This is a genomic window from Mycobacterium stomatepiae (genome assembly GCF_010731715.1).
Lineage (GTDB): Bacteria > Actinomycetota > Actinomycetes > Mycobacteriales > Mycobacteriaceae > Mycobacterium > Mycobacterium stomatepiae.
Window position 1 is genome coordinate 2,686,380 of record NZ_AP022587.1, and the last position, 14,390, is coordinate 2,700,769.

The following is a 14,390-nucleotide window of genomic DNA, read 5'->3' on the forward strand; positions in this document are numbered from 1 at the left end:
ACCAAGACGTGACAAATCAGCGAGCAGAAGTTCGGATCGGGTACGAAAGCCGTTCGCAGCTCAAGCCTTATCGGTCGCCGTCAGAGCATGTCGACGGGGCATGGTGGCCGCGCTCGACGAACCTGGTCGACGAGCTACCGGAATTGGTGACGTCGGTGGCCGAGCGGCTGGGGCCCGTCGTGATGGTGGGTTACCGTCGCAACGGGTGGGCCGCGACGCCGCCCGAGGCACAGATCGCCGGGCGCCCAATCGAATTACTGAGCTTCACCAGTGACGAGCCGACCAGTGTCATCCTCATCGGGGAGGACGGCCGTCACCTCACTCTGCATGTCATCCGGCCCGACGCCGACGCACAGGCTGCCCGAGAAGCGTTGGAGCAGGCGCGAATACCCGCGGACGCCGACGTCGCACCGGCCAGTGCCGCCATGGTTGCGCGAGGTGTTGTCGAGGTCGCGGACAAACTGGCGCGGCACGAGGGGCTCGACGACGACCGGCGAACCGCCCAGATCCGGCGGTGGTGCGAAGAGGCAGCGCAACAATTCGTCGATGCGCGGGTGCAGACCTTCGTTCCGATCCTTGTCGAACACATCGTCCACAACCGCATGATCGAATCGCGCAGTAAGGCCCCGTTGGCACACCCGGCGAGCGGCCGTTAACGGGGCGCTATGCGCGCTGTGGGCGAGCCCGATCCTGCGCTGCTGGATACGTCGGTCGTCGTCGAGAACCTCCGAACCGATGCCGAAACCGGACTGAACGCGCACGAGGCGGCTCGCCGACTGGTCGTCGCCGGGCCGAACGACATCGAACTTGCCGCCTCGGTACCGGGGTGGAAAAAGATCCTCGGCCAGTTCCGTAGTCCGTTGATCTACCTGCTACTCACCGCCCTCCTTGCCTCCCTTGTGGTTTGGGCTGTCGACGGGGCCGACGAATGGCCGGTCGATGCGTTGGTGATCGGCGTGATCCTGGTGTTGAACGCCGCCCTGGGCTATGGCCAGCAGGCCCATGCCGAGCATGCCGTCGATGCCCTGGCCCGGATGACCGCTACCACCGCCACCGTCGTCCGCGATGGGGTCGAATGCAGGGTTGCCGCACGCGAAGTGGTGCCCGGTGACGTGCTGCTGTTGGCGGAGGGCGATGCCGTGGCCGCCGACGGTCGACTGCTTTCGGCGGACGGGCTGGAGGTGCTCGAGGCCGCCCTGACCGGGGAGGGCGAACCTGTCCGTAAAGACCCACGAACCCGGGCCGAGCCGACGACGCTCGGGGAGCAGGTGAATATGGTGTTCAAGGGCACGGCGGTAGCCAAAGGTGTCGGGCGAGCGGTGGTGACAGCCACAGCGATGGGAACGCGGACGGGTCAAATCGCGAGCCTGGTGCGAACCGTCGACGACGCTGCGACGCCGCTGCAGCGCGAGATCGCCTGGGCCAGCCGTGTTCTCGGGATCGCGGTGCTGGTGCTCGGCGTCGTGGTGATCGCGAGCATTTTCTTGGTCTTCGGTATCCACAGCGTCCACGATGTGATCACGGCGGTGCTGCTCGGCGTTTCGCTGGCCGTGGCTGCCGTTCCGGAGGGGCTGCCGGCGATCATGTCGCTCGTGCTCGCGCTCGGAACGCGGCGAATGGCCGACGCGAACGCCGTCGTCAAGGAACTCTCGTCGGCGGAGACCCTGGGATCGGCCTCGGTGGTGTGCTCCGGCAAGACCGGCACCCTCACGACCGGGGAGATGACCATCGTCCGAGTCCTAACCCCGGTCGGGGAGGTGACGGTCACGGGAGACGGATACCGGCCCGAAGGCCGGTTCGAGCACGACGGAGCGCCGCTGCGAGAGGGTGAAAGCCTCTGGCGTCAAACGGCATTGGTGCTCGGTGACAATGGCCAGGACAGCGACGAGGTGCTTCGAGAACAGGACGGACGCCCGCTCGCCGCGGGCGATCCCGTCGAGGCGGCCTTCTCGGTCGCGCGGACGAAGTTCGGCACCCGATCGCAGCGCATGCCGGCCAGCGCGACAAAGGGCGATCCCGACACGGTGCTCGAGCGTTGCACATACCTGAGGATCGGTGATCGACTCGAACCGCTCGACGACTCCAGCAGGGCGACGATCCGGCGCGACGCCCAGCGGCTCACCGGCGACGCGCTGCACGCCGTGGCGGTGGCCTGTCCGGCGCCCGACGGGCCGCTGACGTACGTGGGCATGGTCGGCATCACCGATCCTCCCCGACCGGGAGCGGCCACGGCCATCGCCGACGCCCACCGCGCCGGAGTCCGAGTCGTGATGATCACCGGCGATCAGCCACGCGCCGCGGCGCGGATCGCCCGCGAGTTGGGGATCGCAGACGACGAGTCGGCGGTATCCGGCGCCGAGATCGCCGGTCTCGACGACGATCAGCTCCGGCAAACGGTGCGCCGGCACTCGCAATACACCCAACTGGATCCCGCCCAGAAATTGCGCATCATCGCCGCGCTGCAGTCCGACCACGAAATCGTGGCGGTCACCGGGGAGGGCATCAGCGACGCGCCGGCGCTCAAATCGGCCGATATCGGCATCGCCATGGGCCGCAGCGGCACCGACGTCGCCAAGGAAGCGGCGAAGATGATCCTGGCCGACGACAACTTCGCGACGATCGTGCGGGCCATTCGCGAAGGTCGAGGCATTTTCTCGAACATCAAGAAGTCCCTGCGCTATCTGCTGTCCTCCAACATGGGGGAAGTCCTGACCGTCTTCTTCGGCGCGGTGCTGGCCGGTGCCATCGGGCTGTCGCAGGCGCACACCGTGGCACTGCCGCTGCTGGCCACCCAGATTCTGTGGATCAACCTGCTCACCGACGGCGCACCGGCCCTGGCATTGGGCGCGGATCCGCAGACCGAAGACCTGATGAGCCAACCACCCCGCGCCGTCTCCGAGCGGGTCATCGACCGGCGAATGTGGAACAACATCATCGTGATCGGGGCGTCCGTCGCCGCGGCGACACTGTTCACCATCCACCTGTACGTCCCGGGCGGCCCGATGCCGTCGTCGATCGACACCGCCCGCACCGCCGGCTTCACCGTGCTGGTGCTCGCCCAGCTGTTCAACACCCTCAACGCGCGCTCCGAGACGCAATCGGCGTTCCGCGGTCTCGGCGCCAACGGCTGGCTGTGGGCGGCGATCGTCTTCTCGGCCGCACTTCAGGTGGCGGTGGTGCAGCTGCCGTTCCTGAACACGGCCTTCACCACCGAGCCGCTGTCTTTGAGCCAGTGGTTGGTGTGCGTGGCCGCGTCCAGCACGGTGCTGTGGGTCAGCGAGATTCGCAAGATCATCTTGCGTCGAAACCATCAATTGTGCGGCGGCTGAGGAACATTCGTCGTATCCCGGTGAAGGGATCGTCGAACTCGATGCGCTGGGCCAGCAATCGCAGCGGGGTGCTGAAGTCGTCGGCGGCCACATCGATCACCTTGGGGTACAACGGGTCTCCGATGATCGGCAGGCCCAGCGACGCCATGTGCACCCGCAATTGATGCGTGCGCCCGGTCCGCGGCGTCAGCCGGTAAAGACCCGGCGCGGACAGTTCGACCAACGTCTCGGCATTCGGCGCACCCGGCTCGATGACGGCTTGTAAGTGGCTGCGGCGCTTGATGATTCGATTGACGATCACCCGGGGCAGCTCCAGGTCCGGATCGACGGGCGCCCCGGCCAGATAGGTCTTGCGCACCGCGCCGCGGGCGAACAGCATCTGGTAGGCACCGCGCACCTCGCGCCGGGCGGTGAACAACAGCACCCCGGCCGTCAACCGGTCGAGCCGGTGGGCGGGGCTGAGCTCGGGCAGTCCCAGCTCCCTGCGCAGCCGCACCAACGCGGTCTGCGCGACGTGGCTGCCCCGGGGCATGGTGGCCAGAAAGTGCGGCTTGTCGACGACCACGATGTCATCGTCGCGATACAGCACCGGGATGTCGAACGGGACGGGTACCTCGTCGGGCAGGTCGCGGTAGAGGTAGACGCTGGCGCCGGCGGGCAGCACGGTCGCCGCGTCGATCACCGCGCCGTCGGCGTCGACGACCTCCCCGGACAGGACCTTGGCCCGGGCCTGTTCGCCGAACCGGGTGGTCAGCTCGGCCAGCACCGCCCCGCCGTGCAGCCGCACCCGCGCCGGCCCCAATCCGTCGCGCACCGGCAGCGGTGCGGGCCTCACCGCAGACTCAATTGAGGGGAACCGGCTCGAGAATCTCGGCGCGCGCTTCGGGCGCGCTGGCCCGCAGCTCGTCGGCCGACACATCGTCGGGCTGAGCCTGCGACAGAATCTCGGCCTCCACCCGCGCGGTGTAGTTGGCGACCTCGCGATTGACGTCCCCGGCGCTCCACCCCAGCACCCGAGCCACCAGTTCGGCGACCTCGCGCGCGCAATCCACGCCGCGGTGCGGGTATTCGATGGAGATCCGCATCCGGCGGGCCAGGATGTCCTCGAGGTGCAGGGCACCCTCGGCGGCGACGGCGTACAGCGCCTCCACCAACAGGTAGCCCGGCGCATCCTTGATCGGAGTCAGCAATTCGGGACGATCGGCGGCCAGTGCCAGCACGTCGTCCATCAGCGAGCCGTAGCGATCCAGCAGGTGACGAACCCGGTACGGGTGCAGGCCCACCAGTTCGCCCACGTGCTCGACCTGGTTGATCAGCGCGAAGTAGCCGTCGGCCCCCAGCAGGCTGACCTTCTCGGTGATCGACGGCGCCACCCGGGCCGGAACGAACTGCGACGCGGCGTCGATCGCGTCGGCGGCCATCACCCGGTAGGTGGTGTATTTGCCGCCGGCGATGGCGACCAGGCCGGGCGCGGGCACCGCGACGGCGTGCTCCCGGGACAGCTTGGAGGTCTCCTCGCTCTCCCCGGCCAGCAGCGGCCGCAGCCCCGCGTACACCCCGTCGATGTCGGCATGCGTGAGCGGGGTGGCCAGCACCGTGTTGACCGTGCCGAGGATGTAGTCGATGTCGGCCTTGGTGGCCGCCGGGTGAGCCAGGTCGAGATTCCAGTCGGTGTCGGTGGTCCCGATGATCCAGTGGCCGCCCCACGGGATGATGAACATCACCGACTTCTCGGTACGCAGGATGATCGCGGCATCGCTGACGATCCGGTCCCGCGGCACCACCGCATGCACGCCCTTGGACGCGCGCACCTGAAAACGCCCGCGCTGCTTGGACAATGCCTGGATCTCGTCGGTCCACACCCCGGTCGCGTTGACCACGACGTGCCCGCGCACCTCGGTCACCGAGCCGTCCTCGGAGTCGCGCACCCGCACCCCGATCACCCGGTCGCCCTCCCGCAGCAACGCGACCGCCTGGGTGGAGCACCGCACCACCGCACCGTAGTGCGCGGCGGTGCGCGCGACCGTCATCGTGTGCCTGGCGTCGTCGACGACGGTGTCGTAGTAGCGGATCCCGCCGATCAGCGAGCTGCGCTTCAGGCCCGGGCTCAACCGCAGCGCCCCGGCGCGGGTCAAATGCTTTTGTGCGGGAACGGATTTCGCGCCGCCCAGGCTGTCGTACAGGAAGATGCCCGCCGCGGTGTAGGGCCGCTCCCACCAGCGGTGGGTCAGCGGGAACAGGAACGGCAACGGCTTGACCAGATGCGGCGCCAACCTGGTCAGCGACAGCTCGCGCTCGTGCAGCGCCTCGCGCACCAGCCCGAACTCCAGCTGTTCGAGGTAGCGCAGTCCGCCGTGGAACATCTTCGACGAGCGGCTCGACGTTCCCGAGGCGAAGTCGCGCGCCTCCACCAGGGCGACCTTGAGCCCGCGGGTGGCGGCGTCCAGCGCACACCCGGAGCCCACCACCCCGCCGCCGATGACGACCACGTCGAACTGCTCACTGCCCAGGCGCTCCCAAGCCGCCGCGCGTTGCTGCGGTCCCAAGTTGGAAACCGGATCATTCACGACCAATGGCTCCTCGGTTACTCGTCAGTAGAGGGTGCTCCACCAAGGCTAGTTCGTCGGGCATTTCCGGGCCTGCCGTCAGTCCAGATCGTCGTGCGCCATCAGGCGACGAGCGGCCTCGGTGATCGAGCCGGACAGCGACGGGTAGACGGCCAGCGTCTGCGCCAGGTGGTTCACGGTCAGCCGGGTCTGCACGGCCATGGCGATCGGCAAGATCAGCTCCGAGGCAATCGGTGCCACCACCACGCCGCCGATCACCACGCCGGTCGCGGGGCGGCAGAACAGCTTCACGAACCCGTGCTGCAGTCCGGACATCTTGGCGCGGGCGTTGGTCCGCAGCGGCAACATGATCGTCCGGGCCTGCACCGTCCCGGCGTCGATGGCGGACTGCGGGACTCCCACCGCGGCCAGCTCCGGCCGGGTGAATACCGCGGCGGCGACGGTGCGCAACCGGATGGGGGTGACGGCCTCACCGAGCGCGTGCCACATCGCGATGCGGCCTTGCATGGCGGCGACCGAGGCCAGCGGCAGCAGCCCGGTGCAGTCACCGGCGGCATAGATGTTGGACACCTGCGTGCGGGACACCCGATCCACCTTCAGGTAGTTGCCCGGCCCCAGCTCGATGCCGACGCGTTCCAGGCCGAGACCGCTGGTGTTGGGCACCGACCCGATCGTCATCAACGCGTGGCTGCCCTCGACGGTTCGGCCGTCGGCCAGCTTGACCAGCACGCCGGACTCGGTGCGGGTCACCGAGTCAGCGCGGGCGTTCTTGACGAGCTTGACGCCACGCTCGGCGAAGATGCGCTCCAGCACCTCGGCGGCATCGGCGTCCTCGTACGGCAGGATCTGGTCGCGGCTGGCGACGACCGTCACGTCGACGCCCAGTTCGGTGTAGGCATGCACGAACTCGGCACCGGTGACACCGGAGCCCACCACGATCAGGTGGTCGGGTAGCGAATCGAGGTCGTAAAGCTGTCGCCAAGTCAGGATGCGTTCGCCGTCGGGCCGCGCGGTCGCCAGCTCGCGGGGGCTGGCACCGGTGGCGATCAGCACCACATCGGCGTCGTAGGTGCTGGTGGCACCATCCGGCGCGGTGGCCTGCACACGATGGGTGGCGAGACCGGGGGCGTTGTCCACCAACTCGCCCTTGCCCTCAACCACGTCGACCCCGGCGCTGAGCAGCTGTGCCTTGATGTCGGCGGACTGCTCGGCGGCGAGCCGCTTGACGCGCTGGTGGATGTCGGGCAGCGAGATCTTGGCGGCTTCGATGTCGACGTGGAAGCCGAGACTGGGCCCACGCCGCAGTTCGGTGCGCACCCCGGTGGAGGCGATGAACGCCTTCGACGGCACCACGTCGTACAACACTGCGGCGCCGCCAATGCCGTTAGAGTCGATGACGGTGACGTGGGCGTCACGCGCCGCTGCCGTGAGCGCCGCCTCGTAACCGGCAGGCCCTCCCCCGATGATCACGATGCGGGTCACCACAGCCCTAACCTATCCGGACTGCGACACCCCTCGCATTTCGCCGTTTAAGCTTTCACCCGTGCCGCTCTACGCCGCCTACGGGTCGAACATGCATCCCGAGCAGATGCAAAAGCGTGCACCCCACTCCCCGATGGCGGGAACGGGCTGGTTGCACGGGTGGCGGCTGACCTTCGGCGGCGAAGACATCGGCTGGGAAGGCGCGCTGGCCAGTGTCGTCGAGGATCCCGAAGCCAAGGTGTTCGTGGTGCTCTACGACATGACGCCGGCCGACGAGATGAGCCTGGACCACTGGGAGGGCTCCGAGTTCGGCATCCACAAGAAGATCAGATGCCGGGTGGAGCGGCTTTCGTCGGACACCACCACCGATCCGGTGCTGGCGTGGCTGTACGTGGTCGACGCCTGGGAGGGCGGGCTGCCGTCAGCGCGCTACCTCGGTGTGATGGCCGACGCGGCCGAAATCGCCGGTGCGCCGGAGGAGTACGTGCACGACCTGCGGACGCGCCCGGCCCGCAACATCGGCCCGGGGACTTCGGCTTAGGCGAAGTCCAGTACATCCTTGAGGGAACCGGCGGCGTCGTCCATCAAGTCGAACAGCCGTTCCTGAGCCGCCCCGTCGGCCACTGTGGCGTCTGCCTGCGCCTCGAGAATCGCCTCGTTGATGCGTTGCGCGACCGTGTCGGCGCCCAGCCGCAGCAGGCCGTCCTTGATCTGCAGGCCGGTGAGCCGTTGGCGTCCGTCGACGGTGACGGCGACGGTGTGGGCCTCGTCGGTGCCCCTGAATTGAATGTGCTGTGCGTGACGCAACGCGTCTTGGGTCTCGGTCGCCATTCGTCGTCCTTGAATCCTGGACTGTAGTCGACTGTCTACAGTGCGATAGCACGCAGTGTAGACAGCCGACTACGCTGCGTGCAAGACCTACATCTGATGCCCCACCGGGATGCGCTGGGGGCGCGGTCTACGCCTCGGAGAAACCGGCCGACTGCTCGACGATGTTGACCATCACGCGCATTCCGACGCCCAGCGCGCGCTCGTCGAGATCGAAGTTCGGCTGGTGCAGGTCCAGCTGCGGGCCCTCGCCCGGCCACACCCCCAGTCGCGCCATCGCGCCGGGGATCTCCTCGAGATACCAGGAGAAGTCCTCGCCGCCGCCGGACTGCCGGGTGTCGGCCAGCACGTCGGGCCCGACGGCCTCGATCGCGTGGGTAAGGATGCGGGTCGAGACCTCCTCGTTGACCACCGGGGGCACCCCGCGCCGGTACTGAATCGTGTGTTCGATCCCCAGCGGCAGCAGCAGCGCGTCGACGGCCTGACGGATGATCTCCTCGAGCTCGAGCCAGGTGTGCCGGCTGGCGGTGCGCACGGTGCCGGACAGCTGGCCGTTTTGCGGGATCGCATTGGCGGCCACACCGGCGTTGACCGCGCCCCATACCAGGACGGTGCCGTTGCGAGGGTCCAGCCGCCGCGACAGCACTCCGGGCACGCCGGTGATCAGCGTGCCGAGTCCGTACACCAGGTCGGAGGTCAGGTGGGGCCGCGAGGTGTGCCCGCCCGCCGAGTACAGCGTGATGTGGACGTGGTCGGCCGCCGAGGTGATCGGGCCCTGCCGGATCGCGACCTTGCCGACCTCCAGCCGGGGATCGCAGTGCAGCGCGAAAATCCGGGACACCCCGCTCAGCGCTCCGGCCGCGATCGCGTCGATCGCACCGCCGGGCATCAGCTCCTCGGCCGCCTGAAAGATCAACCGCACCCCGACCGGCAGCTCGGGCACCGACGCCAGCGCCTGCGCGGCGCCCAGCAGGATCGCGGTGTGCGCGTCGTGCCCGCAGGCGTGTGCGACATTCGGCATCGTCGAGGCGTACGGCGCATCGGTCCGCTCGGCCATCGGCAGCGCGTCCATGTCGGCCCGCAGCGCGATCCGGGGTCCGTTATCGGGGCCGAAATCACACGTCAACCCGGTACCGCCGGGAAGCACCTTCGGGTTCAGGCCCGCGTCGGCCAACCGCTCGGCGACGAACTGCGTGGCGGCGTACTCCTGCCGGCCCAGCTCGGGGTAGCGGTGGATGTGCCGGCGCCACTCGACCAGGTCGTCGTCGTGGGCGGCCAGCCAGGATTCGGCGGCGTCGATCAGGCTCATCGGGCGCCCCGGCGTTCCAACTCGGCCATCACCCGGTCGCGTTCGGCCCGGTCCTGTGCGAGGTGGACAACCGTGCGCGCCAGCATCACCGCGCCGTCGAGGACCGCACGGTCACCGCTCGGACCACCGGCGGCGGCGGTGAAGGCACGCTGATGCACCGTGGCGCCACCCGCCTCGACACCGATGATCGGATGGATGCCGGGCAGCACCTGCGTCACGTTGCCCATGTCGGTACTGCCCATCGGCAGCGCCGCCTCGAATGCCGGCGCCACCGGCTCCCGGCCCAGCCGGCGCATCTCTTCCCGGCAGATGTCGGCCAGCCAGCGGTCGGGCCGCAGCTCGGCGTATGCCGGTGACGGCGTGTCGATTTCGTATTGGCAACCGGTGGCCAGGGCGCCCGCGGCGAAGCAGGCATACATCCTGCCTTCCAGCTCTCGCAGCGAATCGATTTCGTGCGCCCGCATCGCGTACTGCAGGGTCGCGCGGCCGGGGATCACGTTGACCGCCTGCCCGCCGCTGGTGACGATCCCGTGCACCAGCTGCCCCGGCGCCAGTTGCTGGCGCAGCACGCCGATCGCGACCTGCGCAACGGTGATGGCGTCGGCCGCGTTGATGCCCAGATGCGGGGCGACGGCGGCATGCGATTCCTTGCCGCTGTAGTCGACGACCACCTCGGACAGGGCCAGAGAACGGGCGGCGGCGATGTCGGCGGGCCCGGGATGCAGCATCACCGCGGCCGCGACGTCGTCGAAGGTGCCGGCCTGAAGCAGTAGCGCCTTGCCGCCGCCGGCCTCCTCGGCGGGAGTGCCGACCAGGGCCACGGTCAGGCCGAGCTCGTCGGCCACCTCGGCCAGCGCCAGCGCGGTTCCGACCGCCGACGCCGCGATGATGTTGTGCCCACACGCGTGCCCGATCTCGGGCAGGGCGTCGTACTCGGCACAGATCCCGACCACCAGCGGTCCGCTGCCGAAGTCGGCGCGGAAGGCGGTGTCCAGGCCGCCGGCGCCTCCGGTGACCTCGAAGCCCCGTTCGGCGACCAGTGCCTGCGTCTTGGCGCAGCTAAGGTGCTCGGCGAACGCCAGCTCGGGTTCGGCATGGATTGCGTGCGAGAGCTCGACAAGATCGCCCCCACGACGCCGCACCGCGTCCTCGACGCAGTCCAATGCGGTGTTGGTGGGCATCCTCGCAGTATCTCATCGACCGACGCCGCGACGGACCGCCCCGGCCAGCGCTATACCCGTCCGGCGATGAAGCTGGCCGCCTGGCCGGGGTAGGGCGGTATCGAGTAGTCGTGATGCGCGTCGCGGTCGCGACCGCCGACCACGCAGACCGGATCGCCCGGGCTGCACTCGTCGATGGCGCGGCCGGCGAACTGCCCGGCCGTCGACAGCGGGGTGTTGAACCGATTGCCGGGATTGCCGAACACCGCGACCGCCCTGATCTTGCTGGCCAGCGCGGGGTCCAGCGCCGGGGCCGACCCGAATTCACCGATGGTGTTGCCCAGCGGCGGCACCCCGGCCAGCATCGAGACCGCGGCCGCGCCCTGCGAGAAGCCGCCGAGGATCAGGTGGGTGGCGGGGCACTGGTCGGTCATCGCGGCAATGTGGTCACGGGCGTCGTTGGCGCCGTCGCCGGTCTGCAGGAAGTTGTAGCTGGCCGGGTAGTTCACCGCGTAATTGTCGAAGTTGCGGCCGCCCATGGTGGGCTGCAGCGCAGCGAACAACGCATCACCCACCACGCCCAGGCCGGGCGGCTCGTTGGTACCGCGGGCGAAAATCAGCTGGACGTCCGGGCAATCCGCTTTCGCCCTCGGGGCCGGACCACTGACGAGCGCGGCCACCGAGACCGCGACAGCAACAAGCACGCCGACTACCGGGCGCCTACCAAAACTCATGCGGCAGATCCTCACATATATAGCGAAGCTAAGCTCGCGAAGTGTGACCGACGTTGCATCCGAGACTCTTAAACTCGCGCGACGCGCGGCAAATTCCATCCGCGAGCAAACCGGGGTCGACGAGCACGACATCGCCATCGTTCTCGGCTCGGGGTGGTCGCCGGCGCTGGCCGAGCTGGGCTCCCCCGACGTCGTGCTGCCCCAGGCCGAGATTCCCGGCTTCGCACCGCCACGCGCGGCCGGCCATCCCGGCGAGCTGTTGTCGGTGCGCATCGGTGAGCACCGGGTGCTGGTGCTGGCCGGACGCGTGCACGCCTACGAGGGCCACGACCTGAGCCACGTCGTGCACCCGGTTCGGTCGGCCTGCGCGGCCGGGGCCCGCATCGTCGTGCTGACCAACGCGGCCGGCGGACTGCGCACCGACATGCGGGTCGGCCAGCCGGTGCTGATCAGCGATCACCTGAACCTGACCGCACGTTCGCCGCTGGTCGGCGCGGAGTTCGTGGATCTCACCGATGCCTACACACCGCGACTGCGCCGGCTCGCCCGCGAGGCCGACCCTGAGCTGACCGAAGGCGTCTACGCCGGCCTGCCTGGGCCGCACTATGAGACACCGGCCGAGATCCGGATGCTGCGGACGCTGGGCGCCGACCTGGTCGGCATGTCGACGGTGCACGAAACGATCGCGGCCCGCGCAGCCGGCGCCGAGGTACTCGGCATTTCACTGGTGACCAACCTGGCGGCCGGTATCACCGGCGACCCGCTGAGCCATGCCGACGTGGTGGCCGCCGGGGCCGCATCGGCATCGCGGATCGGTGCGCTGCTTGCCCTGATCATCAACCGGATCTAGTAGTGACGCCGCCACTTCGGTTCGGCACGGCGGGCTTGCGCGGCCCGGTGCGCGACGGCCCGGACGCCATGAACGTCGCGGTGGTGTCGCGTGCCACCTGGGCAGTGGCGCGGGTGCTGACGGATCGCGGCCTGGGCGGTGCGCGGGTGATCGTCGGGCGTGACGCGCGGTACGGCTCGGCGATCTTCGCCACTGTGACCGCGGAAGTATTTGCCGCCGAGGGCTTTTCGGTGCTGCTATTGCCGGGAGTGGTGCCGACGCCGGTGGTCGCCTACGCGGTGCGGCACACCGATGCCGCCGCCGGAATCCAGATCACGGCGTCGCACAATCCGCCGGCCGACAACGGCTACAAGGTGTACTTCGACGGGGGCATCCAGATCATTTCCCCCACCGACACCGAGATCGAAACCGCAATGGCCACAGCGCCTTCCGTCGACCGGATCGCCCGTACACCGGTGGCGCCCGCGGATACCGACCTGGTCGCCCGCTACATCGAACGCGCGGCCGGGGTGCGGCGCGCCACCGGTTCGGTGCGGGTGGCCCTGACTCCGTTGCACGGGGTCGGCGGCGCGGTGGCCGTCGAGACGCTGCATCGCGCCGGCTTCGGCCAGGTGCACACCGTCGGCGCCCAGCACGCGCCGGACCCCGACTTCCCCACCGTCGCGTTCCCAAACCCCGAGGAGCCCGGTGCGGCCGATGCCCTGCTCGCGCTGGCCGCCGACATCGACGCCGACGTCGCGATCGCCCTGGACCCCGACGCCGACCGGTGCGCGGTGGGCATCCCCGGCGCGACCGGATGGCGAATGCTGTCCGGCGACGAAACCGGTTGGCTGCTAGGTGATTACATCCTGTCTCACGAACGATCGGACAACGCGGTGGTCGCCAGCACCATCGTGTCCTCCCGGATGCTGGCAAGCATCGCCGCCCACCACGGCGCCGCGCACGTCGAGACACTCACCGGGTTCAAATGGCTGGCGCGCGCCGATTCACAGGTGCCCGGCGGCCACCTGGTCTACGCCTACGAGGAAGCGATCGGCCACTGCGTCGACCCGGCCGCGGTGCGGGACAAGGACGGCATCAGCGCCGCGGTGCTGGTGTGCGACATGATGGCCGCACTCAAACAGCAGGGTCGTTCGATACCCGACGCGCTCGACGACCTGGCCCGGCGCTACGGCGTGCACACGGTCGCGGCGGTCCCGCGACGGGTCGCCGACGCGGACGAGGCCGCCGCGCTCATGCGGCGGCTGCGCAACGATCCGCCCAGCCAACTGGCCGGGTTCGCGACAACCGTCACCGACATCGCCGACGCGCTGATCTTCACCGCCGGCGACGCCGACACCTCGATCAGGGTGGTGGTACGGCCTAGCGGGACCGAGCCGAAACTGAAGTGCTACTTGGAGATTCGCCGAGCGACTTCCGACGATCTGACTTCTTCCCGGACTTACTCCGACGCGCTGCGAGCGGAGCTGGTCGCTGCGATGGAACGCTGGTGAATGCGCGGGGCCCGAACTGGCGGTCCCCCGCATCGCCGAGGCCCGGCACGATGAACGCCGCCTTGTTGAGCCCCTTGTCCACCGCGGCGGTGAACACTCGAGCGTCGGGCGCTATTTTCTCCACCGCCGCAAGGCCTTCCGGCGCGGCGACCACGCACAGCACGCTGATGTCCGTCGCGCCGCGGCGCTGCAGCAGTTCGATGGTGTACGTCATCGAGCCACCGGTGGCCAGCATCGGGTCGAGCACCATCACCGGCCGGTGTTTGAGCTTGGGGGGCAGCGACTCCATGTACGGGAAGGGCAGATGGGTTTCCTCGTCGCGGGCGACACCGACGAAGCCGACCTCGGCCTCCGGAATCGCGGCATGCGCCTCGTCGATCATCCCGAGCCCGGCCCGCAACACCGGCACCAGCAGCGGCGGGTCGACCAGCCGTCGCCCGAATGTCTCGGCCAGGGGCGTGCGGATCCTGACCGGCGCGGTCGGCACGTCCCGGGTGGCCTCGTACACCAGCACCAGCGTCAGCGCCCGCAACGCGGCCCGAAAGCCGGCGGCATCGGTGCGTTCGTCGCGCAGCGCCGTCAGCCGGGCCGCGGCCAACGGGTGATCGATTACTCGCACATCCATGCGTTCGAGGGTA

Annotated in this window: 11 protein-coding genes and 2 pseudogenes; 5 read left to right on the plus strand and 8 right to left on the minus strand. The window is 69.1% G+C overall.

Translation table 11 applies throughout. From position 1 onward, the window contains the following. Positions 1–8: 8 nt before the first annotated feature. A complete protein-coding gene (locus G6N54_RS12600) occupies positions 9–656 on the plus strand; it encodes a DUF5994 family protein (RefSeq protein WP_232073688.1) in 648 nt (215 codons plus the stop codon). Positions 657–665: 9 nt separating this feature from the next. Further along, positions 666–3,329, plus strand: coding sequence for a cation-translocating P-type ATPase (locus G6N54_RS12605; RefSeq protein ID WP_163790439.1), 2,664 nt, complete (start codon positions 666–668; stop codon positions 3,327–3,329). Here G6N54_RS12605 and G6N54_RS12610 read toward each other — a convergent pair. From G6N54_RS12610 to G6N54_RS12620, 3 genes and pseudogenes are all read right to left on the minus strand, one after another. Continuing rightward, on the minus strand, positions 3,292–4,143 hold the full coding sequence (locus G6N54_RS12610; protein WP_372513204.1) for a pseudouridine synthase: 852 nt from the start codon (positions 4,141–4,143) through the stop codon (positions 3,292–3,294). The two genes, G6N54_RS12605 and G6N54_RS12610, sit on opposite strands and share 38 nt — an antisense overlap. A 28-nt stretch (positions 4,144–4,171) precedes the next feature. Next, a complete protein-coding gene (locus tag G6N54_RS12615; RefSeq protein ID WP_232073689.1) occupies positions 4,172–5,896 on the minus strand; it encodes a glycerol-3-phosphate dehydrogenase/oxidase in 1,725 nt (574 codons plus the stop codon). Continuing rightward, positions 5,889–7,381 (minus strand): annotated as a pseudogene (locus tag G6N54_RS12620) (NAD(P)H-quinone dehydrogenase). Before G6N54_RS12620 ends, G6N54_RS12615 begins: the two are co-directional and overlap by 8 nt. A 58-nt stretch (positions 7,382–7,439) precedes the next feature. Between G6N54_RS12620 and G6N54_RS12625 the strand changes: the two are divergent. Further along, a complete protein-coding gene (locus G6N54_RS12625) occupies positions 7,440–7,919 on the plus strand; it encodes a gamma-glutamylcyclotransferase (RefSeq protein ID WP_163790443.1) in 480 nt (159 codons plus the stop codon). On the opposite strand, the gene G6N54_RS12630 is transcribed toward G6N54_RS12625, so the two are convergent. From G6N54_RS12630 to G6N54_RS12645, 4 genes are all read right to left on the minus strand, one after another. Continuing rightward, positions 7,916–8,209 carry a YbaB/EbfC family nucleoid-associated protein gene (locus G6N54_RS12630; RefSeq protein ID WP_163790444.1) on the minus strand — a complete coding sequence of 98 codons (294 nt, stop codon included), beginning with the start codon at positions 8,207–8,209 and terminating at the stop codon, positions 7,916–7,918. The two genes, G6N54_RS12625 and G6N54_RS12630, sit on opposite strands and share 4 nt — an antisense overlap. Positions 8,210–8,336: 127 nt before the next feature. Then, a complete protein-coding gene (locus tag G6N54_RS12635) occupies positions 8,337–9,515 on the minus strand; it encodes an amidohydrolase (RefSeq protein WP_163790445.1) in 1,179 nt (392 codons plus the stop codon). Further along, entirely contained in the window at positions 9,512–10,696 is a 1,185-nt protein-coding gene (locus G6N54_RS12640) for a M20 family metallopeptidase (RefSeq protein ID WP_163790446.1), read from the minus strand. The genes G6N54_RS12635 and G6N54_RS12640 overlap by 4 nt, the downstream gene beginning before the upstream one ends. Positions 10,697–10,746: 50 nt before the next feature. Further along, positions 10,747–11,409, minus strand: coding sequence for a cutinase family protein (locus G6N54_RS12645; RefSeq protein ID WP_163790447.1), 663 nt, complete (start codon positions 11,407–11,409; stop codon positions 10,747–10,749). A 43-nt stretch (positions 11,410–11,452) separates the two neighbouring features. Between G6N54_RS12645 and G6N54_RS12650 the strand changes: the two genes are divergently transcribed. Beyond that, positions 11,453–12,259 (plus strand): purine-nucleoside phosphorylase, encoded by an 807-nt coding sequence (locus tag G6N54_RS12650; RefSeq protein ID WP_232073690.1) that lies wholly within the window; start codon positions 11,453–11,455, stop codon positions 12,257–12,259. Positions 12,260–12,261: 2 nt separating this feature from the next. Next, positions 12,262–13,620 (plus strand): annotated as a pseudogene (locus G6N54_RS12655) (phospho-sugar mutase); the annotation flags it as partial. A 1-nt stretch (position 13,621) separates the two neighbouring features. Here G6N54_RS12655 and upp read toward each other — a convergent pair. Next, a complete protein-coding gene (gene upp / locus G6N54_RS12660; protein ID WP_163790449.1) occupies positions 13,622–14,377 on the minus strand; it encodes a uracil phosphoribosyltransferase in 756 nt (251 codons plus the stop codon). Between the last annotated feature and the right edge of the window lie 13 nt (positions 14,378–14,390).